This is a genomic window from Paenibacillus sp. 453mf, assembly GCF_900116105.1.
GTDB lineage: Bacteria > Bacillota > Bacilli > Paenibacillales > Paenibacillaceae > Paenibacillus > Paenibacillus provencensis.
Map to the genome: position 1 here is coordinate 2,622,532 of NZ_FPAC01000001.1, position 22,337 is coordinate 2,644,868.

A 22,337-nucleotide genomic window follows, 5' to 3' on the forward strand; every position below is an offset into this window, starting at 1 on the left:
ATAAAAATTAATCTTCTATTGTAGACAAATCACCAGCAGGTAAATCAAGCTCCCACGCTTTAAGTACCCTTCTCATGATCTTCCCTGATCGAGTCTTCGGCAATTTATCCTTAAACTCAATTTCACGAGGGGCTGCATGAGCTGACAAGCCTTCTTTTACAAAACGGTAAATATCGTCCTTCAATTCCTGCGTAGGTTCATATCCTTCCCGTAAGGAGACAAAGGCCTTAATAATCTCTCCTCGAACGAGATCCGGTTTGCCGATCACGCCCGCTTCTGCAACTGCCGGATGTTCTACGAGCTTACTCTCTACCTCAAAAGGACCGATTCGTTCGCCTGACGAATTGATGACATCATCAATTCTGCCTTGAAACCAAAAATAACCGTCCTCATCCTTATAAGCTGAATCCCCAGATATATACCAGCCAGGAATACGAAAGTATTCTTCATATTTGGGTTGATTGTTCCATACCTGTCTCATCATGGAAGGCCACGGCGTCTTGATCGCCAGATTGCCCATGGAATACGGAGGAAGCTCCTCCCCTTGGTCATTAATGATTGCAGCCTCAATACCCGGAAGCGGCTTGCCCATTGAACCTGGCTTAATCACCATACCTGGATAGTTACAGATTAGCTGAGCCCCGGTCTCTGTCATCCACCAGGTATCATGAATTCGCTGATTGTAGGCTTTAGTTCCCCATCTCACCACCTCAGGATTCAAGGGTTCTCCTACGGATAGTACATGACGCAGTGTAGACAGATCAAACTGCTTAATCAGTTCGTCTCCTGCACTCATCAACATTCGAAAGGCAGTAGGAGCACTATACCACACCGTTACTTTATTGCTGGCAATCGTTTGATACCAGTCCTGGGGACTGAATCTGCCTCCTCTGATCACATTCGTTACTCCATTGAGCCAAGGAGCAAATATACCGTAGGAAGTACCCGTAACCCAGCCAGGATCCGCGGTACACCAATAAATATCATCTTCTCGTAAATCCAATACGACTTTCCCTGTATAATAATGCTGAATCATTGCGTTGTGAACATGATAGACCCCTTTGGGCTTGCCAGTTGATCCGGAAGTATAGTGCAGAATCATACCATCTTCAAGACTGAGCCACTCCAGCTCTAGCTCATCTGAAGCTGCTGCCATCTCTGCATCGTAGTCAATGAAGCCCTCTTCCTCCTGTGCTCCGCCGCCTACAACAAAGATATGCTTCAGCTGGGGCAGTTCGTCACGATTGATGCGTGGCAGCAGCTGCGGAACGGTAATCAATGCTACTGCTTCACTATCAAGCAGACGATCCTTCACTGCCGTTTCCATGAAGGCTTCAAATAATGGACCCACAATAGCTCCGACCTTCAAGGTTCCAAGCAGACTCAAGTACAGCTCAGGGCTTCTAGGCATAAAAATAAAGACCCGATCACCCTTGGATATTCCGTACTTACGAAGCACATTACCAAATCGATTGGAGCCTTCGCTAAGATCCAGGAAGCTGTAGCCTTCCTCTCTGACTGCATCACTGTACAACAGCGCTGTACGTGTTCCATTGCCCTCGTCCACGTGACGATCAATGGCTTCATATGCCATATTTACTTTGCCTGTTTCATACCACGTAAAGTGCTTCTTCACTTCTTCCCAGCTAAATTGTTTACGAGCCTGTGTGTAATCTCCCAGATTACTACGATCTACGACAGTTGCGATAAATTCATTTTGATCATGACTCATTGCCTTCAGAGCCTCCTCAGTTACATTTTCACAATGTACAGGTTAGTTAGCGCTTACAAATTTGTAATTACCTGAACCAAATTTATAACTCCCTATAATGAATTTGATTCACCTTACCATCGTATCCGAGTTACTGCGGCTGTTGCTGAAAATGTGAAAACTATATGTCTGGAATATTATAGCATAATTTGCGATTGTGTTAATATTTCCTTTTCATTTTTTTGTATATTTGTTATAAGTAGAGAGAACACGCTATGACACTCCAAAAGGAGCACTGATGAACAATGAACCATACCAAACATCACCACGCTCACTTACTTGTTAAGAACAGCAGGGAAATTGTTATAGAAGGCCCTGTTCCTGCTGCGCTGCTGCAAGATCTAGTCATGCACCCGGATCTTGATGCGTTTAGAAGACCTCATGAGCAGCAAGAGGCACTCATTCAAATATCTGAGCTTCCGGAAGGAAGAATTGTCATTGCCAGAGAGCAAGATACGATTATCGGCTATGTTACTTTTCATTATCCTGATGAGATGGAACGTTGGTCTGAAGGAAATATGAAGGATCTTATTGAGCTAGGAGCGATTGAGGTTGCAGATGATTACCGCTCTTACGGGATCGGGCGTGCACTTATTCAACATGCTTTTGTACATGAACAGATGGAGGAATATATCGTCTTTACGACGGAATATTACTGGCATTGGGATTTGAAAGGAAGCGGACTAACCGTGTGGGACTACCGTAAAATGATGGAGCGCCTTATGAAAACGGTGGATATGGTCTGGTACGCTACCGATGACCCTGAAATTTGTGCACATCCTGCTAATTGTCTCATGGTGAGAATCGGCAGCAAGGTCCCCCTTGCCTCCAAAGAACAATTCGATCATGTACGGTTTAAACAGCGCTATATGTACTAATAAGACAGGAGCTTGGTCCCGGAGAAACCCGGGCTGCTTCCTGTCTTTTATAATTTAATCATCTGATCTCTTGTTACATATACGCCAGCATGTGTTCCACGATACGATGGGATTTCCGTGAGGATTCAACTGTAAATTCGGCGAAATTCACGTGGGCGGAGCCATCTGCCTTATCCGACATGGCACGTAGAATAACATAAGGGACTTTATTCATGAAGCAGACCTGTGCAACCGCAGCCCCCTCCATCTCTGCACACGCCCCTTGGAACTCATCGCGCAGACTGCTCACGATTTCTTTGCTTGCAATAAACTGGTCTCCAGACAACACGATTCCTTGAATATATCTCGCTGACAACTTCTCACACGCTTCAGCCGCCCGTTTGATCAAATCTGCATCTGCTGGAAAAGCCGACGTTTCCTGGTAAGGAATTTCTCCCCGCTTGTAACCTAGAGGTGTAACATCTATATCGTGATGAATACATGCCGTCGAGATGACGATATCTCCAATCTCCAAATCCGGGTGGACTGCACCAGCTACCCCTGTAAAAATAATATGAGACACTCCAAACTTCACGATCAAAATTTGAGTAGTCACAGCCGCATTCACTTTTCCTACACCTGATTTGCATACGACTACATGCTTGCCATAGACATCACCTTCGGTATACGTTATGCCTGCATAATCTGTACGTACGATATTCTCCATATCGGACAGCAACAGTTCAATCTCTTCATCCATCGCTCCAATGAGTCCAATCGTTTGCGCCATAACTTAACATCCATCTCCTTTGGATCGGTATATGATCAGCACATTATATATTCAGCAAAAAAGCTCCGCAACACGGAGCTTTCTACCGATAAACTTATGCTGTTTCTATTTTACACATGGCTGACTGACAAACGCAAAATCGTTTCGTGTGGCAGAATAACGCGTGGGTTCTCCACGTTTTCTTTTTTCATCAGCTTGGTGAGCAGACGCATCGCTACCGCTCCAAGATCGTACATTGGCTGAGCTACAGTTGTCAGCTGTGGACGAACCATGGAAGCCATTCGGATGTTATCGACACTGATGATCGAGAAGTCGTCTGGAACTTTGAGTCCTTCATCCTGTATACTGTGGATCGCGCCAATCGCCATTTCATCTGTTGCACTGAATATTGCGGTTGGTTTTTTCTTCAAACCAAGGAAGTACTTCATCGCTTCCACACCAGACTCGTAACGATAGTTGCCAATGCGCACCAAATCTTCCTGGTACTCGATACCGGCTGTTTCAAGCGCACGCTTGTAGCCCTGGAATCTCGCATAACCATTCGCCGGGTCCTGAAGGGTCCCGCTAATCATCGCAATTTCGCGATGACCGTGGCGAACCAGTGTGCTTACCGCATCAAAAGCCGCTGCTTCGTGATCAATATCAACGGAAGGGAACGTCCCCTTCTCATCACTCGTCGCACAAAGAACGATCGGCACTGCCGCTGTTTGAAAAGCTTGAATATGCTCATCTGTTACTGTACCGCCCATGAACAGAAGCCCGTCCACTTGTTTTTCAAGAAGGGTGTTAATAACACGAATTTCCTTCTCCTTCTTCTTATCGGCGTTACATAGGATAATGTTATAATGGTACATATTTGCGATGTCTTCGATTCCCCGAGCAATTTCGGCAAAAATAGAATTCGAGATATCTGGAATAACTACGCCGACTGTTGTCGTCTTCTTACTAGCAAGCCCCCTTGCTACTGCATTCGGACGATACCCGAGTCTTTCTATGGCTTCATATACTTTTTTACGCGTTTGTGGCTTAACGTTGGGGTTGTTGTTCACAACCCGCGAAACCGTTGCCATAGATACTCCGGCTTCACGTGCTACGTCGTAAATGGTTACCGTCACATTCCTTCTCTCCATTTGCAATAAATTTTCATTCCCATTTTCATGTTAAAAATTATGATACGACATATTATTGCGACATGCAATAAACAGGCTTTAAGTCGAGCTCAAAACGGAACTAAGGTCTCTTGAAGTGATTCCGGAGTGCGAAGTATGCCAAACTGGAAGACCATTTTTCACAAGAATCGTCTGCGGAGACTCGTGCCTAATTCCCAAACGTTCTGCTGCTGCTGTAGATACGGCCCGGTCCTCGATGACCAGTACGATTGAATAATTAACTTGCTCATTAGGAGCCGCTTCCAGATAGGCTTGTACCTCTTCATATGCATGTGCACTGATGGGACAACGAGTACTATGTTTAAATAGCAAAAGCGGATTCTCTGAAGATTGTGTAACCGCTTCTTCAAGCTGTTCTATATTTATCAGTCTTGTCATCGTTTTCATTGCCTATACATCCCCCTTGTCACTTCAGCCTTTCGTTTTCATACTTTTCAGAAAAACTTACACTCCCAATATATTAACAAAAAACGAGTCGAAAAGCCAATTTTCATAAGATTTGGTACTGACAGAATCAGCCTGCCTCTGAAAAGTGCTCTTCCCAACGAAATTGAGAGAGCTGTTCAAGTCTTCGCTCGACATCACTCATCCAATGTTCATCGCCGGCGTTTAGCGCATATTGATACAAATCTAAGAGCAGATTGATCCTCTCTTGTTTGGCTAGTTCAATCTCCTTGCCCATTGCTTCTATGTCGATATCAGAATGATGCTCTAAAATTTCTTTAATCAGCTTGGCAACTTCATTCGAATCTGCAAAGGAAATGGAGTCATATTCCCTTCCAGGCACTAAGCTTCCTATCAGTTTAACCAAATCCGGTTTGACAGGCTTAAGGACCTCATAGGTTGAACATGTCATGCAGGAAAATACGGGGACATCTCTGATCTCCACACTTTTAGCATAGATTACGCTTCGGAGCTCTAAGTTCATTGTCAATTTACATTTGCACCATCTACGCATAACCCAAACCCCACCCATCTGATCCAATCTCAATATTCACGTTTTTTCGACTTCATCTCATCTTTTAACTTCTTTACTTCGACTAATGTAGCATAAATCCTCCCATATGAGGGATGTACTATTTTCCATAATGTATTTATTCCTCTCCCCTGACAGCATGATTTGGTTTCACGCTTCGTTTCAGTTACAATGTCACTGTATACGATAAGGAAGGAGTGTTACGACACATGAGATTAGCAGGCAAAAAAGTAATTGCCCTTGTGGATGAAGAGTTTGAAGATTTGGAATTATGGTATCCTGTTCATCGGGTGCGTGAAGAAGGAGCCGAGGTTCATCTTGCCGGAGAAGTAAAAGACAAGACCTATGTAGGCAAGTACGGTGTCCCCGCCAAGGCGGAGTACAGCTTCAGCGAACTGAACAGTCAGGACTACGACGGTATACTTGTTCCCGGCGGATGGGCACCAGATAAGCTGCGGAGATACCCTAAGGTCATAGAGCTTATTCAGGAAATGCATCAGGATCACAAGATCATCGGTCAAATCTGCCATGCCGGCTGGGTATTGATCTCTGCCAAAATATTGCAGGGGGTTACTGTCACTTCGACACCAGGAATCCGTGATGATATGGAGAATGCGGGTGCGATCTGGAAGGATGAGCCTGTGGTCATTGATGGAAACATTGTATCTGCTCGCAGACCGCCTGACTTGCCACCATATGGAAAGGCCTTCTGTGATCTGCTCGCAGATGAGTCTTGATACTCATATGAACGACAAAGAGGATGAATTCAGGCAGTGTGCCTTATATTCATCCTCTTTTTGGTATAGCTAACTGCTTGATCGTATTGTATCTGCATGTAGTTACAAGGGCTTGTCTCTCATATTAAGACAGGGAGGTGCTTTATGTCGAATTCCGTTTATACTTTTCAAGCTCTGCCTCAATTTCTTTGCCGGTCGACATGGTTAGACAAGACTTCGCTACCGTTACAGCCTCCGCTGCCTCAGTATTAAGCACACGGTGCTTCACTCTCAGAAGAGATTGGGGAGACATGCTCAGATTGTGAATGCCCAGCGCCAGCCAGATCGGAACCGCTCTTTCATCACCCGCCAGTTCTCCGCAAACACTGACACTGATCCCTGCTGCATGCGCAGCCTCTGCCGTCATACGAAGGAGTCTTAACACGGAAGGATGAAACGGCTGATACAAGTGTGCAATTTGTTCATTCATGCGATCAACAGCCAGGGCATATTGAACAAGGTCATTTGTACCAATGCTGAAGAAATCCACCTCTTTGGCAAGCAGATCAGCGATGACTACGGCAGCGGGCACTTCAATCATAATTCCAACCTCAATGTTGGGATCATATGAAATTCCTCGCTTCGACAGGTTTGCCTTTGCTTCATTCAAGATCTGATTCGCTTCCCTAATTTCATCAAGTGATGAAATCATAGGATACATAATTTTAACCTTGCCATGTACGCTGGCCCGCAAAATGGCCGTTAGCTGCGTCCTGAACAGATCCTTAAGCTCCAGGCTGATTCGGATCGCCCGATACCCAAGGAATGGGTTGTCTTCTTCCGGAAGAGGGAAGTAATCGAGCTGTTTATCTCCGCCAATGTCCAATGTTCGTATGACTACAGCATTTCCGCCTGTCTTCTCCACTACACGCCGATAAACTTCGTACTGCTCCTCTTCACTCGGGAATGAATGACGGTCCATATATAAGAACTCTGTACGGAATAGTCCAACCCCCTTAGCTCCGGATCGAAGCGACATGTCTAGCTCTTTGACAGAGCTGATGTTGGCTGCCAGATTCAGCTGTGTTCCGTCCTTGGTTACAGCATCCACTTCCGCCAGCACTTGAAGCTGCTCCTTCTTACGAAGCTGCTGGTCGCGGATTTGTGTATATTTCTCGATAATAAGAGAATCCGGGTTAACGTACACAATTCCCTCATCGCCATTAATGACAAGAACATCCCCTGTTTGAACCGGAAGATTAACGCTATTCTCAAGCCCTGATACCATAGGGATTCCGAGAGCTCTGGCCATAATTGCCGAATGTGAGGTCTTGCCGCCGATCAGCGTCACGATGCCCAGCACATAACTCGGATTCAAGTGGGCCAATTGGGATGGAGACAGCTCGTTCGCTACCAAAATATAAGGCTGTGTATCAAGAGGCAATGTGATCTCTGGAGCACCCAATAGATGCTTCAAGAGACGGTTTCCTACATCCTTGATGTCCATTGCCCGTTCCTTCATATATTCATCATCCAAGAGGTCAAACATCGTTACAAAGTGATCAATCGCTTCCTTTACTGCCACCTCTGCCGCTTTATATTGCCGCTCAATAATCCCCTGAATCTCGTTCATGAACACAGGATCTTCTAATATGGCCAAATGAGCGTCAAAAATACTCGATTCTTCAGGACCAACCACTTCATTAAATTCCTGCTTAATATGCTGAATCTCATCACGGGATGTCTTAATCCCCTCGTACAGCCGTTCGAACTCCCGAGCCATGTCTACAGCGTCCATCTTCTGATCCGGTAAATCCCACTCCCAACTTGGAAGAACAAATGCTTTGCCGATGGCTACACCAGCCGCTCCTGAGATGCCTTGTATCATGCTTCTACCCCTCCAACATTCCTATCTTCATATAGTACGACTGACATGACAGATGCCTGGCCTTTTCTAACGTGCTTAAACGGTGCATAACTCCATGACTTCACCCGATCCGGATTGGTAATGACCATTGGAGTGACGAGAGACGGTGCTTCCTTGAGCAAGGCAGCATAGTTAAAGCGAATGAGCAGCTGACCTGGCTCTACGGTATCTCCTTCACTGACGACAGCTTCAAAATTTCCCTTGAGCTGTGAGGTATCAATACCGATATGAAGCAGAACTTCAAGCCCCTCTGGAGTTTGAATACCAATCGCATGCATGGTCGGATACAAATGCATTATCGTCCCGTAGACCGGTGACAGCAGCTCTCCATTCTCCGGCTCAAAAGCGACTCCGTCCCCTACCAGCTTGCCGGCAAATATTTTGTCAGGCACCTCTTCAATGGGCAGCATCTTCCCTTGCACCGGACTGCTGAACAGTACTTGAGGCAAATCACGCTCAAGCAGCTTGGCAATTTCTTCACGAATTAATTCGGAGTAGGTACCGAAGACGACCTGCACATTGCCTGCGCCCAGCTTGATGAGACCGGCCGAACCGAGTGCTTTCATCGCGCTGCTGTCAATAAGCCGATCATTATGCACCGTGAGCCGCAGCCGTGTAATACATGCCTCCACCTGAACAATATTCGTCTTCCCTCCAAGCGCCTCGACAATAAGCGGTGCTTGATTAGGTATACTTCCTGCCCAGTCCTCAAGCACTGAGCCTTCCTCTCGTCCCGGGGTCGGGATCTGGAATCTGCGAATGGCCCACCGGAATAAAAAGTAATATACCAGTCCATAAATGATCCCGATCGGAATCAATAAGAGTGCATTTTCAGACAAATGGAAATTCAGTATGTAATCAATAACACCTGCTGAATAAGAGAACCCATGCCTTATTTCAAGTACATAGCTGATCCATAAGGCAAGTCCTGACAGAACGGCGTGTACAAAAAACAGATAAGGAGCCGCAAATAAAAAGGCAAACTCGATCTGCTCTGACACCCCTGTTAGAAAACAAACGAGCGCAGATGTCATAAAGGTCTTATGTATCTTGGGTTTCAAATCTTCCCGTGCTTCCTGAATAATGGCAAATGCAATCGCAGGAATGGCGAACATCATGATCGGGAACAATCCCGACATAAAGTAACCTGCTGAAGGATCCCCAGCAAAAAACCGCGGCAAATCTCCAGTCATGATCTGTCCTTCCGGCGTCTCATATGAACCGAGCTGAAACCAGAACACATTATTGAGCAAATGATGCAGTCCGAATGCGACAAGCACCCGGTATAGAATACCGTACAAGAACAAACCGAATCCGCCAAGGCTGTATTCCATGGATGCAATTAAATCCAATAGCTGCTGCAATAGAGGAGCTAAGCCGAGCATAATGCAGGAGAACAAGGCCGAGAACAAGCCAACAATCAGTAGAACAAATCTGGACCCGCCAAAAAACTGCAGAATCTCCGGCAGCCTAATGCTTTTGAAACGGTTATGAGTAAACCCGGCGATCGCGCCGAGAATAATTCCGATCAGAGATGCGGGCTGGACAGCCCCGTTACCAAAATTGCTTACGACTTGATCATAAATGATCATGCCTGCAAGCGCTGCAAGTCCTGCTTGACCCGCCTGATTGGACAGTCCGAGCGCAACACCGACAGCAAACAGATAGGGCAAAAAATAAAACAGGCTCTGTCCTGCGACGGTAGCTATTCCGCTTACACTTTCAAATCCCCATGATTCCCAAGGAAGACTTCCTAAGCTTAGCAGAATCGCCGCTGCAGGCAGTACCATCGTCGGAAGCATGACAGCTCTTCCAAGCTGCTGCAAGGATCCGAGCCAATTCATGGCGATCCTCTCCTTTCTATCATTGATGGTAAGCGTTAGGCGTCTTTTTGTCAAAATGAGAAATATACTTGAATCGATTCATACTCGCAAGGTATTGTAAATGAATTCCTCCGTTTGAATTAAGCATATGAAGAAGGCTGTCTCCACAGTCTTCTTCGTGGAAACAGCCTTACTTAGGGTTAGACTATATTGTTCTGGGTTGAAGAATTGAATCCTCTACTTTAATGCAGCGGTCCATAATAACCTTCATTCCATGCTCTTCTCCGATTTGCCCAGCTTCTTCATTAACAATGCCTAACTGCAGCCACAATACCTTGGCACCGATCTCTGCCGCCTCTCTTGCCACATCCGCACAGTATTCGCTGCGGCGGAAGACATTCACGATATCGACAGGCTCTGGAACACTTTTCAAATCGGGGTAGCATTTCTCTCCCAAGATAGTTTCTGCTCCAGGATTTACGGGGATGATTCGATAACCTCTGGATTGCATCGCCTGCGACACCATATAAGAGGTTCGGTCCGGTTTATCAGACAAGCCAACGACCGCGATATTGCCTGCAGAAGCCAAGATTTCTTTGATCTCTTCACGTGAAGGATTAACAAAAGTCATTTGAGCATTCGCTCCTCTCATAACAACTAATAATACATATATCGTATTATACCCATTCTACATTAGCGCCAAGCGTCTGCAAATGGTCAAAATAACCCGGATAGGATTTGGCTACATGATGAGCATCCTTAATGCGAATCGGCTGCTTTGCGCGAAGCCCAACAATCGTTAAGGCCATAATAACCCGATGATCATAATGGGCATTGATTTCCACTCCGCCTTCTACGCCTTCCGGTCTTCCATGCACAATAATCTCGGCCTGCTTCTCTTCTACTTTGGCTCCGGCTTTTGCCAGTTCAGTCAAATAGTCTGTAATCCGGTCACATTCCTTATATCTTAAATTCTCAACATTATAGAAGCGGGATGTCCCTTCTGCAAATACAGCAGCGGCAACCATAGCAAGCACAGCATCGGTTGCAGCATCCCCATCAAACTCGACGGCCTTCAATTTGCCGTTGCCCTTGATGGTGACCGTATTGTTCTCATGCGTAAGTGGAACCTCCATCATACGAAGCACATCAACAATGGCACGCTCTCCCTGTTTACTCTCTTCCATCAGTCTTGTTACCGTAACCTCAGACTTCGTAACCGCTGCCGCAGCCAGTATGGCGGCTGATCCCGGGTAATCACCTTGCACCGTGTATTCAGCAGGCTTGTATTTTTGTCCGCCCTTCACTTTGAAGAACGTATAATCCTCATCTGCATGAATTGTAATGCCAGCCTGCTCGAGAACCTCCAGTGTCTGTCCAATGACTACTTTGGACTTCAAATCCCCCAGAACTTCAATCGTACTGTCCTCAGGCAAGAGCGGTGTCAGGAACAGTAATGCACTCAAATATTGAGAGCTGACAGAACCAGATACCCGTATGGCCCCGCCTTGAGGTTTCCCTCCGCGAATCGTAATCGGCAGTCTTCCATCCTGGTGCTCCACTTCCACGCCAAGCTGCTCAAGCGCATCAATGAGATCCTGATGTGGACGTTTCCCTAGTGATTCGGGGTATGTATTCACAAAATGAATTTCTTCACCAAGCGCTGCTATACCCATAAGAAACCTTAGTACAGCCCCCGCGTTACCTACATTAAGTTCAGCAGCCTGCCTTGGGGAGGCGCCAAAACCGGTGATCGTTATTTTCTCCTCATCCTCAATCAGCTCAGCACCCAGCTCTTGTATACAGCGGCGCATCGCATCACTGTCCTCACTGTGAGCCGGATAGTAAATGGTGCTGGTTCCTTCTGCAAGCGCACATACCAGTAAATACCGGGTCGTATAATTTTTGGAGGAAAGTGCATTAATCTCTCCGGCGAGTGAAGGGGTATTGTTTACTAGAACATCCATCGTGTCATTGCTCCTTTTTATGACAGAATATATCGGGTGTGGAATCCATCAATAAATTGACATGCTCCATCTGTCTTCGTTATCATTGAATTGTTGTGAACTCGTGAACTAGCCTATCGTTAAATTACATAGAAGAGAGGTTTCTACCTTATGAATCAAGTACCTGAAATTACACCTTCTGAGCTGCAATCCCGTCTTCAATCCGGTGAAGCTCTCCAAATGATTGATGTCCGTGAAGAGGAAGAGGTCGCAGCCGGTATGATCTCCGGAGCCAAGCATATTCCTCTCGGCCAAATTCCGGACCGTCTCTCTGAGATCGAGAATACGGGCGAAATTATCTTCATCTGCCGCAGCGGCTATCGCAGCGAAAGAGCCTGCGAGTATTTGGCTCAGCAAGGCTTCGACGGATGCACCAATCTGGTAGGCGGAATGATCGCCTGGAACGAACAACAAGGCTAATAAGCTAATGGGCAGGCATTCAAGCCTGTCCTTTTTTACTTATCATACAACAACAGACCTTAAAAGCACAACAGCTTAAACGCGGTAATGCGCTAAAATATGACGAACAACCTCTTCCGGCTCCATCTCTGATGTATCAACTGTAATATCTGCAAAAGAATACTTCGACTGGCGCTCCTGCATGATCTGATGCACACGCGCTTCCACATTTCCTGCTAACAACGGACGATCACGATTGGCAGAAACCCGTCTTATAATTGCCTCTGCGCTCGCTGTAAGTGCAACCACCCACCCAGCCTTCTTCATTGCGTCACAATTAAGCGGCTTCAGCACTGAGCCACCGCCTGTGGATATAATCTGTGAAGAGCGGTCAAGTACACGAAGTAATACACTTGTCTCTACCTCACGAAAATACGCTTCTCCTTTTTGTTCAAACAACACCGGAATCGGGCAGCCTTCCTGCGCTTCTATGTCAGCATCAATATCAACAAGCTTATATCCCAGCCTATCCGCCAGCAGACCGGACACTGTTGTTTTCCCTGTTCCCATCATCCCGATAAGGACGATATTCCCATTTTTCCTGCTCAAAGACCTCTGCCACCCCTTTAATAGAACTATCAGTCGCTATTTTTCATTTAAACATAACACAGATAAAAACATCCGCCAAGAAGTCATAAAAGAACATCCTTTCGCGTACTCATGATAAAAATGAGTTGTCTATAGCATACCTGTGGGGAGTGTGAACAACATCCAAATTACAACAAGCCTCGAAACAGCTGTCAAAAAGCCTTCGTCCAGCCGGATTTCTCGAATTTTCCAGACAGGTCATGTCATCTGCAGAGATGACGTTCTATTCGTGCTTTATTATGTACAACAAAAAGTGGCTTCGGAGGATCCACTTCTCGTAGATCTCCCAAAGCCACGTCTTATCCAGAGCTTCCAATATTTCAGTGAAGCTTCCCTGCTGCTGTTAGATGGGCATGCTTCCCATCACTGCACACAGGAAAGGTTAAGGAAGTGCCTTAAGGAAGCACTGTTCGGCCTCTATGAAGAACACAGCCAATAGCCTCTATAACAGAATTGCTCAGACTCAATACAGATTCAAGACGGACGGACGATAATCTTAATTCCCCATCCAGTTGTAATGGAATGTACCTTCTTTATCCACACGCTTGAAAGTATGCGCACCGAAATAGTCACGCTGTGCTTGCAGGAGGTTTGCTGGAAGTCTCTCCGTCCGATAGCTGTCATAGTAAGACAGCGCGCTTGCAAAACCAGGTACCGGAATCCCATTTGCTACGGCAACGGAGATGACTTTACGCCATGCATCCTGATAAGACTCAACCACATTTTTGAAATATGGATCGAGGAGCAGATTTTTCAGCTCGGCATCCTTGTCATAGGCATCTTTAATGTTTTGCAAGAACTGTGAACGAATAATACAGCCACCGCGGAAGATCATTGCGATATTGCCATATTTCAGGTTCCAGCCGTATTCGTCAGAAGCAGCGCGCATTTGTGCAAAGCCTTGAGCATAAGATACGATTTTACTTGCAAATAGTGCTTTGCGAACATTCTCAATAAATTCCGTTTTGTCGCCTGTGAATGCTTCAGTCTTAGGACCGCTCAGCACTTTGCTTGCTGCAATACGCTCTTCCTTCATCGCAGACAGGAAACGGGAGAATACGGATTCTGTAATCATGGACAGAGGTACTCCAAGATCCAGGGCGCTTTGGCTTGTCCATTTGCCCGTACCTTTTTGACCCGCAGCATCGAGGATAACATCGACCATCGGCTTGCCCGTCTCTTCATCATATTTCGAGAAGATATCCGCTGTAATTTCGATCAGGTAGCTGTCGAGTTCCCCTTTGTTCCACTCGCTGAATATTTCGTGGAATTGTTCAGCGTTTAGTCCAAGCACATCCTTTAACAGATGGTAAGCTTCACCAATTAGCTGCATATCGCCATACTCGATACCGTTATGCACCATTTTTACATAATGGCCTGCACCGTCAGGACCAATGTACGTTGTGCAAGGCTCGCCATTCACTTGAGCTGCAATCGAAGTCAGAATCGGCTTCACGAGCTCATATGCACTTTCTTGTCCACCAGGCATAATGGATGGACCTTTCAGAGCGCCCTCTTCACCACCGGAAACACCTGCACCGATGAAACGGAAGCCTTTTTCTTCAAGCTCCTTGCTGCGGCGCTGTGTATCAGGGAAGTAGGCATTTCCTCCATCAATAATAATATCGCCTTGATCCAGATGCGGAACGAGCTGCTCAATCGTCGCATCCGTCGCAGGACCGGCTTGTACCATAATCAATATTTTGCGAGGAGATTCCAAAGATTGTACAAATTCTTCTATAGAGAACGTTCCTACCAAGTTTTTGCCATCAGCTTCTTTTACAAGATCTTGCGTTTTCTCCGGGGAACGGTTGAATACGGAAACTGAGAAACCTTTACTTTCAATATTCAAGGCCAGGTTCTTGCCCATTACGGCGAGGCCAATTACACCAATTTGTTGTTTTGCCATTGGTTCTCCATCCTTTGCTTCGTATTTTTTGACTTCAACTGTTTATCGCCTTCATCAGGAAGCAATGCGTCTGCAGTCCTTATCTATGTAGTATAATGAAGAGCGCTTCAATTATATCCCTATTCTACCGTGTTTGGATTTGGAAGTAAAACTCCGATGCCTCCGAAGCAAGGGTAAAACACCTCTGTTCACGAGGTGTTCATTAAATGCTCATACTCTTTGTTCTTACCTTATAAGATTGTGACAGTCTCACCATTCAAGCATCAGCATTCGATCCTGCATTTGAAAAAGTTTGGCGCGGCATTTGTCTGCCCTTGTTGTATCGCTTGCACCAATTGCCTCATACAGTCGTTCTAGCTCATCATCGATCTCCATTCGAAGCAGTGTAAGTCTTAATTCCCCCTCGATCGAAGTGTACATTTCTTCCATTTCCTCGAGCGTCGGCGCCGGACCCTTCTGATAGATCACCTTCTGCTTGAAGCCTGACACTTCGACAAGCCTGATGACCTCACCGAACAAAATATTTTCTATAACGATAATATGATCCTTGAATCTGCGAACGACAGCATGCCCTCTCGTGTCTCCGATCAATTTCTCCATATATTCTGCAAGCTTTGCATCCTTGATTATATAGTCACCAATCAACTTATAATCACCGGTTCTCATTTGTTGAAATTTCAGCTTTACCAATTTGCGGCCTGTACGTACGGACAAAATAAAGTAATCTTCATCCTCGCTCCAATATAGCGAATATCCTTCCTGAATGAGATCCTTAATGAGCTGTTGGATACGAAGGCGGCTAAACCGGAGCTCTAAATTGCAGTATTCCACTTCATAGCTCTTGTTCATGGCACTTCCTCCTCCATTTTTTTACGATCATGTAATCCGGATCATACTTATTGGAAATGTAAATTGCAGCCTTGGTATTCTTGCCATTCTTCGCTCCACCATAAGTCTGCTTACCCTATTTTATACTGACTTCAAGGGAAGCGTACTTAGTCGTTTGACCATTTTTTCACCCGATAATCTTCATAAACAATCCAGCAAAAGTACAAACTTGAAGAGAGGGAAGCGGGTACTCCTGTGTTATAATGAGTCGCGTAATATTGTGTATACTATTATATTGGATAGAGTTTAGGTTCATGCTTACCTATAAGGAGGATTACTTATAATGTCACAACTCACATATCCCTCACTAAATGAAGCGGATTTTGAAGTATTCGAAGTACCCGGACTGGAACCCCGTATGGAGCTGCTGATTGAACGGATTCGGCCGAAGCTTGAGGCCATTGGGACGGCTTCTGCGCCATTCTTAAGCGAGCTGTGCGGTGAAGACATGTTTGTTCACGTCGCAAAGCATGCACGCCGGAAAGTTAATCCGCCGAACGATACCTGGGTTGCAGTAGCCAACAATAAAAGAGGTTATAAGGCTTACCCCCATTTTCAAGTTGGCATGTTCGGTACACACGCGTTCGTAATCTTCGCCATCATATATGAGAGCAGCAATAAGGAAGTGTTCGCTGATGCATTGTCCCGTCAGTTGGAAGAAGTGGCACAAAATATACCTGAATATTTCTATTGGTCTACCGACCATATGATTCCGGAAGGAACAAATCATGCAGATATGACGAAGGAAGATTTCCAGCGTATGGCGGAACGTCTGAAAAATGTGAAGAAATCCGAGGTTTTATGCGGCCTTCGTATCGATAAGGATGATCCGATCCTCCAAGATGGCCATAAGTTTGGCAAGACGATTGAAGAGACTTTTACAGCGCTGCTTCCGTTGTACAAAATGTCTTTTTAAAGCGATTATCTTCCATTATTTACAAATAAAATGCCGGATCATAAAAAATCCATTTTCATTCCCTTTTCATTTTGCTATACTCATCTAGGTTTAATTATTCTTAATAATGAAAGGTTGTGACAGCATCCATGGATCACCGTCGTACGCCGCTCTTTACAGCAATTAAGAACCACGCGGCTAACAATCCGGTACAGTTTCACATCCCTGGTCACAAAAAAGGACTTGGAACGGACTCAGAGTTTCGCGAATTCATTGGGGATAACGCCCTTTCCATAGATTTGATCAACATCGCGCCGCTTGACGATTTGCATCAACCGACTGGAGTAATTAAAGAAGCACAAATGCTAGCTGCCGATGCATTCGGGTCAGATTACACCTACTTTAGTGTACAAGGGACAAGCAGTGCGATTATGACCATGATCTTGTCCGTCTGCGGACCTGGCGAGAAGATTATCGTGCCGCGGAATGTGCATAAATCAGTCATGTCTGCCATCATCTTCTCCGGAGCCAAGCCTATCTTTATTTCTCCGGTCAGTGACGAAAATCTCGGCATTGATCACGGAATTACGGTTGGTTCGGTCCGCCGGGCATTGGAACGCCATCCTGATGCGAAGGGTGTGCTTGTCATTAATCCAACGTATTTCGGCGTTTGTGCGAATTTGAAGGAGATTGTAGAGCTGGCTCACAGTTACCAAGTGCCCGTTCTTGTGGATGAGGCGCATGGTGTACTGATTCATTTCCATGAGGATCTTCCTATGTCTGCTATGGAAGCTGGTGCAGATCTAGCTTCTACGAGTGTGCACAAATTAGGCGGCTCCATGACGCAAAGTTCGGTCCTGAACCTGAATACCAAGAACGGATTCGTTAATCCAGAGCGTGTACAGACGATTATCAGTATGCTGACTACAACCTCTACATCTTATATATTGTTGTCTTCACTGGATACGGCAAGACGCAATCTTGCACTCCATGGACACAGCATGGCTCAAAAAGCGATTGACCTTGCAGAGTATGCTCGCCGGGCGATCAATGATATCGAAGGGCTATACTGCTTTGGTGAAGAAATACTAGGCGGCGAAGCAACCTATAGCTATGACCCGACCAAGGTCACCATTCATGTTCGCCATCTGGGTCTCACCGGCTATGATACAGAGAACTGGCTTCGCAAGCATTACAACATCGAAGTGGAAATGAGCGATATGTACAACATTCTTTGCCTGATCACACCAGGTGATAATGATGATTCCGTTAATACACTCCTTATTGCACTTCGCGAGCTGTCGGATACCTATTATAATGTGAACCAAGCCAATGAGCTTGTCGTCAAAATTCCGGAAATTCCACAGCTGATGCTGACGCCACGAGAGGCTTTCTACGGTGACACCGAAGTGATTCCGTTCAAGGAATCGGAGGGCCGCATTATTGCTGAATTTATCTATGTATATCCGCCAGGTATACCGATTCTATTGCCTGGAGAAGTCATCTCTCAGGATAACATTAACTATATCATTGAGCATGTTGAGGTCGGTCTGCCCGTTAAAGGGCCAGAAGATCGGACGATTCAGAATGTTAAAGTGATTGTCGAAGCGGAGCCCATTTTTTAATAAGTGCTGCACAAGCAAAAAAAAGACCAGACAACTTGTCTGGTCTTTCGTCTATGACAGAACGTGTCAATTACTCGTTCTCAATCATTTCGTTGAAAGCCGCTTCAACACGGTTCCACTCTTCTTCGTCTTCGATTTGATACAACGCAACCTCTTCGTTCTCTTCTTCAAGGCGGAGAATCAATCCGTCAGCTTCAGGATTGTCGCGCTCCAGTAGTACCGCGTACTCTTTGCCGTCTACGTCAAAAGTTTGTGCCAAGATCATTTCGACTTCTGCACCATTCTCGTCAGTCAGTGTAAGAACAGCCATTTCGTGTTCATGATCGTGTTCATGATCGTGGTCATGGTTGCAATGTTCGCCGTGAACATGGTTGTGATCGCTCATGAGAATACCTCACTTTTAAATTTATATTGTAATCATACGATAGGCATTTGTAACATCATAGTACGGTCGCACTTGTAATCATACGGACGTATCGTAACACTATTACGGGACAAAATCAATGAAACTCTAATTCAATGCCGTAATCACTTTTTCCGAAACGAGGAAGAACGAATTACTGCCTGACGGTTTCATATAGAACCCTACTATATAATTCCCGCTTTTCTTAAATTCATAAGTAAAATCATTCGTTTTGAACCAGAAATTATCCTTCGAGCCGCTGCCGAGCTTCTCGGATTGTATATTTTTCACGTTTCCGGAAGGGTCGGTAATCGCTACTTTGACCTCGGAAATCTTCCCATCCAGACTATCGACCTGACTTAACACGTTAAATTTCAATTTACCCACATTAACATTCCCAAATACCGTCTCGCCTTTAAACAAAGTGATGTGCACATTCGGCTTAGTGACGGTAACCTTGCCATTTCCTGAATCCCATGAAGCAAGTCCGCTGATCTCACGGACAGGAGCATATGTCGTACCATTTATAAAGTAACCACCACCGCTTACTTCTTGCCCATTAATAATGACACGAATTCGTTCGGTAACCGAGTCAGCAAACAACATGGAGCCGCTGCCCAAGAGCGAGAACACAATCGCAAGGGCAAGCGTTCTTTTCCACTTCATAAGCTCTTGTTCCCCTCCAGCTATGAGAATATAGTATGTCTATTTATACTTCATCCCAGAGAACAAGTTGCGGTGCGTTTGGAAAATTTTTCTGAAAAATTTACGAAATATGTAACAGAGGCTTCTTCTATGCCGGGTTAAACATGCACCGTTCCTAGAAAGGGTCCGGTGCATGGTACTTTTGTCTAACCTTTGGGTTTGGTCAAGATGCAAGGGACGCCCTTCCCTACAGCTCCCGGTTCCCGCATGCGCTCTGCGTATGCCATTCCACGTTCACACGGTGTTTTACAGACTTCACACACGTCGGACGTCACCAGTTTCATACTTGTCCGTACCTTTTCCTTGCTTGACCCGCCTTTGCTCACCTTCCCTTTTGCCATTTGTGATACCCCTCTTTCTTGTAGGTGTTCAAGGCATGCTCATCTGCAGCTTCGTGCCTGGTAATGCCATTGTATGGGGATTTGCGGTGAAGGTGCATGGGGCGTTCATTTGATGCGCTCCAATTTTTTGACTCCCTCTCGGGCGCTCCATTTTTTGGCCCCCTCTCTCCAGTTGCTTCGCAAAAGTCGTTCGGGATCCAAAAAAATTCCGCTGGGGTGGTAGGGACTAGACTATGTCCTGCAGAAGACATCATTTTCGTTAGAATTTCTAATAAACCAAAAAAAGGGAAGCCCTGTACTCGGGCTTCCCTTTGAACGCTCAAGATATTTTATTGGAAGATAGGCAATTGATCCAGGTTATTCGTCGGATCTCCATCCGCATCTCCGCGAATGCGAAGGGAGCCATCTCTTGCTTTGAATACATTGACTCCTGCAATGGAGCCCGTTTGAATCTCATTCAACGCTTGATTGTAATCAAGCACTCTGCCTGTTGACGTCTTAAATGCGGTCAAATCTCCGTCTCCGTTTTTCTGAACGGCAACAAATTGCTCGCGTGTGTTATTTTCCATAAGAACATACACTCCTTTTTGCAGCCATAGTTTGTAACCTGCTCGGATTCAGGGTAAGCTGATCTCCGACACCTATGATTATGCCCAATTGGATGTCTTCTTATGAAAGATACATCTCTTATAGCTTTTTCTGCATCCGTACGTGCAGTATACCTGCATCATAGAAAGGCTCGTCTGAGATAACTTCATATCCGAGCTTTTTATAAAAACCTTCAGCCTGACACTGTGCATCCAGCAAAGAATAGGCTAAGCCGAGGTCTTTAGCTCTTTCTTCTAATGCCATAATCAGTACACGACCATATCCGTTAACCCGATAAGGCTTCAGGACAGCTATTCTTTGCAGCTTTGCTGTATCTTTTTTATAATAAATCAAGCGGCCGGTCGCCACCATCTCTTGTCCATCCTGAATTAATATATGGTGTGCATCCGGGCTCAGCACATCATATTGGTCAATTTCCTCTTCTTCTGGAACGTTCTGTTCCTCTACGAACACCGTTCTGCGAATGTTCAGCCCAGCTTCAAGCTGTTCTTGTGTTGTAACATTAATAATCTCGGCTGGCATAGTCTCCTCCTCTTACTATCCAAAAATGCAAAAATCCAAACCATTATACACTACATAAGCAGTGATCGTATAGTCTGTCTTAGATATGGATAATTAAAGCAAGCATTTGTGCCTTTTCTACGGTAATAATGTTTCTTCATTTGATGGTTTGGAGTAAACCTCATCTCCTACGGATCTCCGATATACATCATCAATAACCGGAAGATCCGATTCTGAAGGCTCAATCAGCTGCAGATTAATTGTTTCTTGCGATGGAGCTAACGTGCATCCCGTTATGTTGGCAAATACAATCCCGCAGATCATAAATTTGCTTAAATTATTGACTAGTTTATTATTCATAGAACCCCCACCACCCTACGGTTGTTATTTTCATCCTTTTAAGGTTGCTCAAATCAGGATAAATTAAACATAGGACAGGGATTGACATCACATATCAAAGCCTGATAATATAGGATTATTCCTTTTTTATAATTATTCCATGATCTGTTAGCTCAGCTGGGAGAGCACTATCTTGACAGGGTAGGGGTCAGTGGTTCGAGCCCACTACAGATCATCACTGAAGACCCTTGAGGCGTAAAGCTTCAGGGGTTTTTTCCTGTTTTATTGCTGTCGAATTAATTAATTGGGGGAGGATTGGGGGAGAACAAAAAAATCTCGGAGTTTTTCTTTCCGAGATCTCTTTTTGACATTATCTTAGGTTTTTACCTATCTCGATTCCTTCTGAAATAGCTAATGGATAAATGTATTCTGTATCAATTCTTGTTTTGGTGATGAACAAGTTTTCTATTTGATCAGTTACTGTGGCCAGATCGGGATTTGATTTCTTAATCTCCTGTAATAAATTAACAAGTTTTGAATAGCATTCTTCAGTACTTTCTTCGCACTGTTCAGCTACCTCTTCCGTTCGTTTTTCTAATGCTATTTTTAGCCAATTCTTAATTACACTTTCTTCATCGATCATAAGACAGCGGCGCCCCCATTCATCCCAATAAATTGATTTACTTTTAACATTTGTTTACCATAAAGTTAGAAGAGTGATATAATTAGCTCGCCATACCACCCACCACATAAAGGGGTTTTAGAGGTGAAAATCTCCCGAGGGAGATGCTTACTTCTCAATCTCATAAAGGCACAAGGATGGACTCATGCTGAATATGCTGACCGAGTTGGCCGACATCCTAGAGTCATTTCCCATTTTTGTAACGGCAAGCGAGTAATGCAACCCGAGGATATATACATAGCCACCCTTATATTTAATTGCGGTATTGAAGACCTTTATGAGTGGATCATTGAGAAGTAGGGCTGCGGATTTTCATCCGCCTCTCCGGTTGGTTTCAGACCCATTAGTTCCGAAGCTT

General features: G+C 45.2%; 26 protein-coding genes and 1 tRNA gene. 7 read left to right on the forward strand and 20 right to left on the reverse strand.

Translation table 11 applies throughout. From position 1 onward, the window contains the following. Positions 1–7: 7 nt before the first annotated feature. Positions 8–1,732, reverse strand: coding sequence for an acetate--CoA ligase (gene acsA, locus BM415_RS12400; RefSeq protein WP_091158417.1), 1,725 nt, complete (start codon positions 1,730–1,732; stop codon positions 8–10). A 284-nt stretch (positions 1,733–2,016) separates the two neighbouring features. On the opposite strand from acsA, the gene BM415_RS12405 reads away from it, so the two are divergent. Continuing rightward, positions 2,017–2,649, forward strand: a complete 633-nt coding sequence (locus BM415_RS12405; protein ID WP_091158419.1) for a GNAT family N-acetyltransferase — start codon at positions 2,017–2,019, stop codon at positions 2,647–2,649. Between the two features lie 73 nt (positions 2,650–2,722). Here the strand turns inward: BM415_RS12405 and BM415_RS12410 are convergent, their stop codons facing one another. The 4 genes from BM415_RS12410 to BM415_RS12425 all read right to left on the reverse strand — a co-directional run bounded on the left by BM415_RS12410 (position 2,723) and on the right by BM415_RS12425 (position 5,521). Then, a complete protein-coding gene (locus BM415_RS12410) occupies positions 2,723–3,418 on the reverse strand; it encodes a 5'-methylthioadenosine/adenosylhomocysteine nucleosidase (RefSeq protein ID WP_091158421.1) in 696 nt (231 codons plus the stop codon). 110 nt (positions 3,419–3,528) lie between these two features. Further along, complete coding sequence (gene ccpA / locus BM415_RS12415) at positions 3,529–4,533, reverse strand: catabolite control protein A (RefSeq protein WP_047910927.1); 1,005 nt, start codon at positions 4,531–4,533, stop codon at positions 3,529–3,531. A 93-nt stretch (positions 4,534–4,626) separates the two neighbouring features. After that, on the reverse strand, positions 4,627–4,974 hold the full coding sequence (gene ytxJ / locus BM415_RS12420) for a bacillithiol system redox-active protein YtxJ (protein WP_091158422.1): 348 nt from the start codon (positions 4,972–4,974) through the stop codon (positions 4,627–4,629). 127 nt (positions 4,975–5,101) lie between these two features. Next, a complete protein-coding gene (locus BM415_RS12425) occupies positions 5,102–5,521 on the reverse strand; it encodes a hypothetical protein (RefSeq protein ID WP_139236984.1) in 420 nt (139 codons plus the stop codon). 251 nt (positions 5,522–5,772) lie between these two features. Here BM415_RS12425 and BM415_RS12430 point away from each other — a divergent pair, with 251 nt between their 5' ends. After that, positions 5,773–6,300, forward strand: a complete 528-nt coding sequence (locus tag BM415_RS12430) for a type 1 glutamine amidotransferase domain-containing protein (RefSeq protein ID WP_091158426.1) — start codon at positions 5,773–5,775, stop codon at positions 6,298–6,300. A 142-nt stretch (positions 6,301–6,442) separates the two neighbouring features. Here BM415_RS12430 and ptsP read toward each other — a convergent pair whose 3' ends face one another. The 4 genes from ptsP to aroA form a co-directional block, all read right to left on the reverse strand. After that, entirely contained in the window at positions 6,443–8,167 is a 1,725-nt protein-coding gene (gene ptsP / locus BM415_RS12435) for a phosphoenolpyruvate--protein phosphotransferase (RefSeq protein WP_091158428.1), read from the reverse strand. Then, a complete protein-coding gene (locus BM415_RS12440; RefSeq protein WP_091158430.1) occupies positions 8,164–10,050 on the reverse strand; it encodes a glucose PTS transporter subunit IIA in 1,887 nt (628 codons plus the stop codon). The genes ptsP and BM415_RS12440 overlap by 4 nt, the downstream gene beginning before the upstream one ends. A 184-nt stretch (positions 10,051–10,234) precedes the next feature. Next, a complete protein-coding gene (locus BM415_RS12445) occupies positions 10,235–10,660 on the reverse strand; it encodes a CoA-binding protein (RefSeq protein WP_091158432.1) in 426 nt (141 codons plus the stop codon). 46 nt (positions 10,661–10,706) lie between these two features. Further along, entirely contained in the window at positions 10,707–11,996 is a 1,290-nt protein-coding gene (gene aroA / locus BM415_RS12450) for a 3-phosphoshikimate 1-carboxyvinyltransferase (protein WP_091158434.1), read from the reverse strand. A 150-nt stretch (positions 11,997–12,146) separates the two neighbouring features. Here aroA and BM415_RS12455 point away from each other — a divergent pair, with 150 nt between their 5' ends. Next, a complete protein-coding gene (locus tag BM415_RS12455; protein WP_091158435.1) occupies positions 12,147–12,455 on the forward strand; it encodes a rhodanese-like domain-containing protein in 309 nt (102 codons plus the stop codon). A 75-nt stretch (positions 12,456–12,530) separates the two neighbouring features. On the opposite strand, the gene BM415_RS12460 is transcribed toward BM415_RS12455, so the two are convergent. Continuing rightward, entirely contained in the window at positions 12,531–13,043 is a 513-nt protein-coding gene (locus BM415_RS12460) for a shikimate kinase (protein ID WP_244533223.1), read from the reverse strand. 151 nt (positions 13,044–13,194) lie between these two features. Here BM415_RS12460 and BM415_RS12465 point away from each other — a divergent pair, with 151 nt between their 5' ends. After that, the gene (locus BM415_RS12465; protein WP_244533224.1) at positions 13,195–13,521 is read left to right on the forward strand and encodes a hypothetical protein; all 327 of its coding nucleotides are present in this window, start codon (positions 13,195–13,197) and stop codon (positions 13,519–13,521) included. A 57-nt stretch (positions 13,522–13,578) separates the two neighbouring features. On the opposite strand, the gene gndA is transcribed toward BM415_RS12465, so the two are convergent. Both gndA and BM415_RS12475 read right to left on the reverse strand, forming a co-directional pair. Next, a complete protein-coding gene (gene gndA, locus BM415_RS12470) occupies positions 13,579–14,991 on the reverse strand; it encodes an NADP-dependent phosphogluconate dehydrogenase (protein ID WP_091158437.1) in 1,413 nt (470 codons plus the stop codon). 249 nt (positions 14,992–15,240) lie between these two features. Next, positions 15,241–15,840 (reverse strand): hypothetical protein, encoded by a 600-nt coding sequence (locus tag BM415_RS12475; protein ID WP_091158438.1) that lies wholly within the window; start codon positions 15,838–15,840, stop codon positions 15,241–15,243. A gap of 322 nt (positions 15,841–16,162) precedes the next feature. Here BM415_RS12475 and BM415_RS12480 point away from each other — a divergent pair, with 322 nt between their 5' ends. Continuing rightward, positions 16,163–16,795: a YktB family protein gene (locus BM415_RS12480; protein ID WP_091158440.1), complete on the forward strand. Its 633-nt coding sequence runs from the start codon at positions 16,163–16,165 to the stop codon at positions 16,793–16,795. Between the two features lie 128 nt (positions 16,796–16,923). Then, positions 16,924–18,399: an aminotransferase class I/II-fold pyridoxal phosphate-dependent enzyme gene (locus BM415_RS12485; protein ID WP_091158441.1), complete on the forward strand. Its 1,476-nt coding sequence runs from the start codon at positions 16,924–16,926 to the stop codon at positions 18,397–18,399. 70 nt (positions 18,400–18,469) lie between these two features. Here the strand turns inward: BM415_RS12485 and BM415_RS12490 are convergent, their stop codons facing one another. The 7 genes from BM415_RS12490 to BM415_RS12515 all read right to left on the reverse strand — a co-directional run bounded on the left by BM415_RS12490 (position 18,470) and on the right by BM415_RS12515 (position 21,318). Further along, positions 18,470–18,784, reverse strand: a complete 315-nt coding sequence (locus tag BM415_RS12490; protein WP_091158442.1) for a DUF1292 domain-containing protein — start codon at positions 18,782–18,784, stop codon at positions 18,470–18,472. 126 nt (positions 18,785–18,910) lie between these two features. Further along, positions 18,911–19,468, reverse strand: a complete 558-nt coding sequence (locus BM415_RS12495) for a copper amine oxidase (protein ID WP_091158443.1) — start codon at positions 19,466–19,468, stop codon at positions 18,911–18,913. A 185-nt stretch (positions 19,469–19,653) separates the two neighbouring features. Then, entirely contained in the window at positions 19,654–19,848 is a 195-nt protein-coding gene (locus tag BM415_RS25555) for a hypothetical protein (protein WP_091158445.1), read from the reverse strand. 28 nt (positions 19,849–19,876) lie between these two features. Continuing rightward, on the reverse strand, positions 19,877–19,999 hold the full coding sequence (locus BM415_RS25805) for a hypothetical protein (protein ID WP_280142859.1): 123 nt from the start codon (positions 19,997–19,999) through the stop codon (positions 19,877–19,879). Between the two features lie 178 nt (positions 20,000–20,177). Next, positions 20,178–20,417: a DUF3892 domain-containing protein gene (locus BM415_RS12505; RefSeq protein WP_091158446.1), complete on the reverse strand. Its 240-nt coding sequence runs from the start codon at positions 20,415–20,417 to the stop codon at positions 20,178–20,180. A 118-nt stretch (positions 20,418–20,535) separates the two neighbouring features. Then, positions 20,536–20,979 carry a GNAT family N-acetyltransferase gene (locus BM415_RS12510; RefSeq protein WP_091158448.1) on the reverse strand — a complete coding sequence of 148 codons (444 nt, stop codon included), beginning with the start codon at positions 20,977–20,979 and terminating at the stop codon, positions 20,536–20,538. A 117-nt stretch (positions 20,980–21,096) separates the two neighbouring features. Next, complete coding sequence (locus tag BM415_RS12515; protein ID WP_091158449.1) at positions 21,097–21,318, reverse strand: hypothetical protein; 222 nt, start codon at positions 21,316–21,318, stop codon at positions 21,097–21,099. 141 nt (positions 21,319–21,459) lie between these two features. Here BM415_RS12515 and BM415_RS12520 point away from each other — a divergent pair. Continuing rightward, a tRNA-Val gene (locus BM415_RS12520) sits at positions 21,460–21,532 on the forward strand. 135 nt (positions 21,533–21,667) lie between these two features. Here the strand turns inward: BM415_RS12520 and BM415_RS12525 are convergent. Further along, positions 21,668–21,940: a hypothetical protein gene (locus BM415_RS12525; RefSeq protein WP_091158451.1), complete on the reverse strand. Its 273-nt coding sequence runs from the start codon at positions 21,938–21,940 to the stop codon at positions 21,668–21,670. Positions 21,941–22,337: the final 397 nt, after the last annotated feature.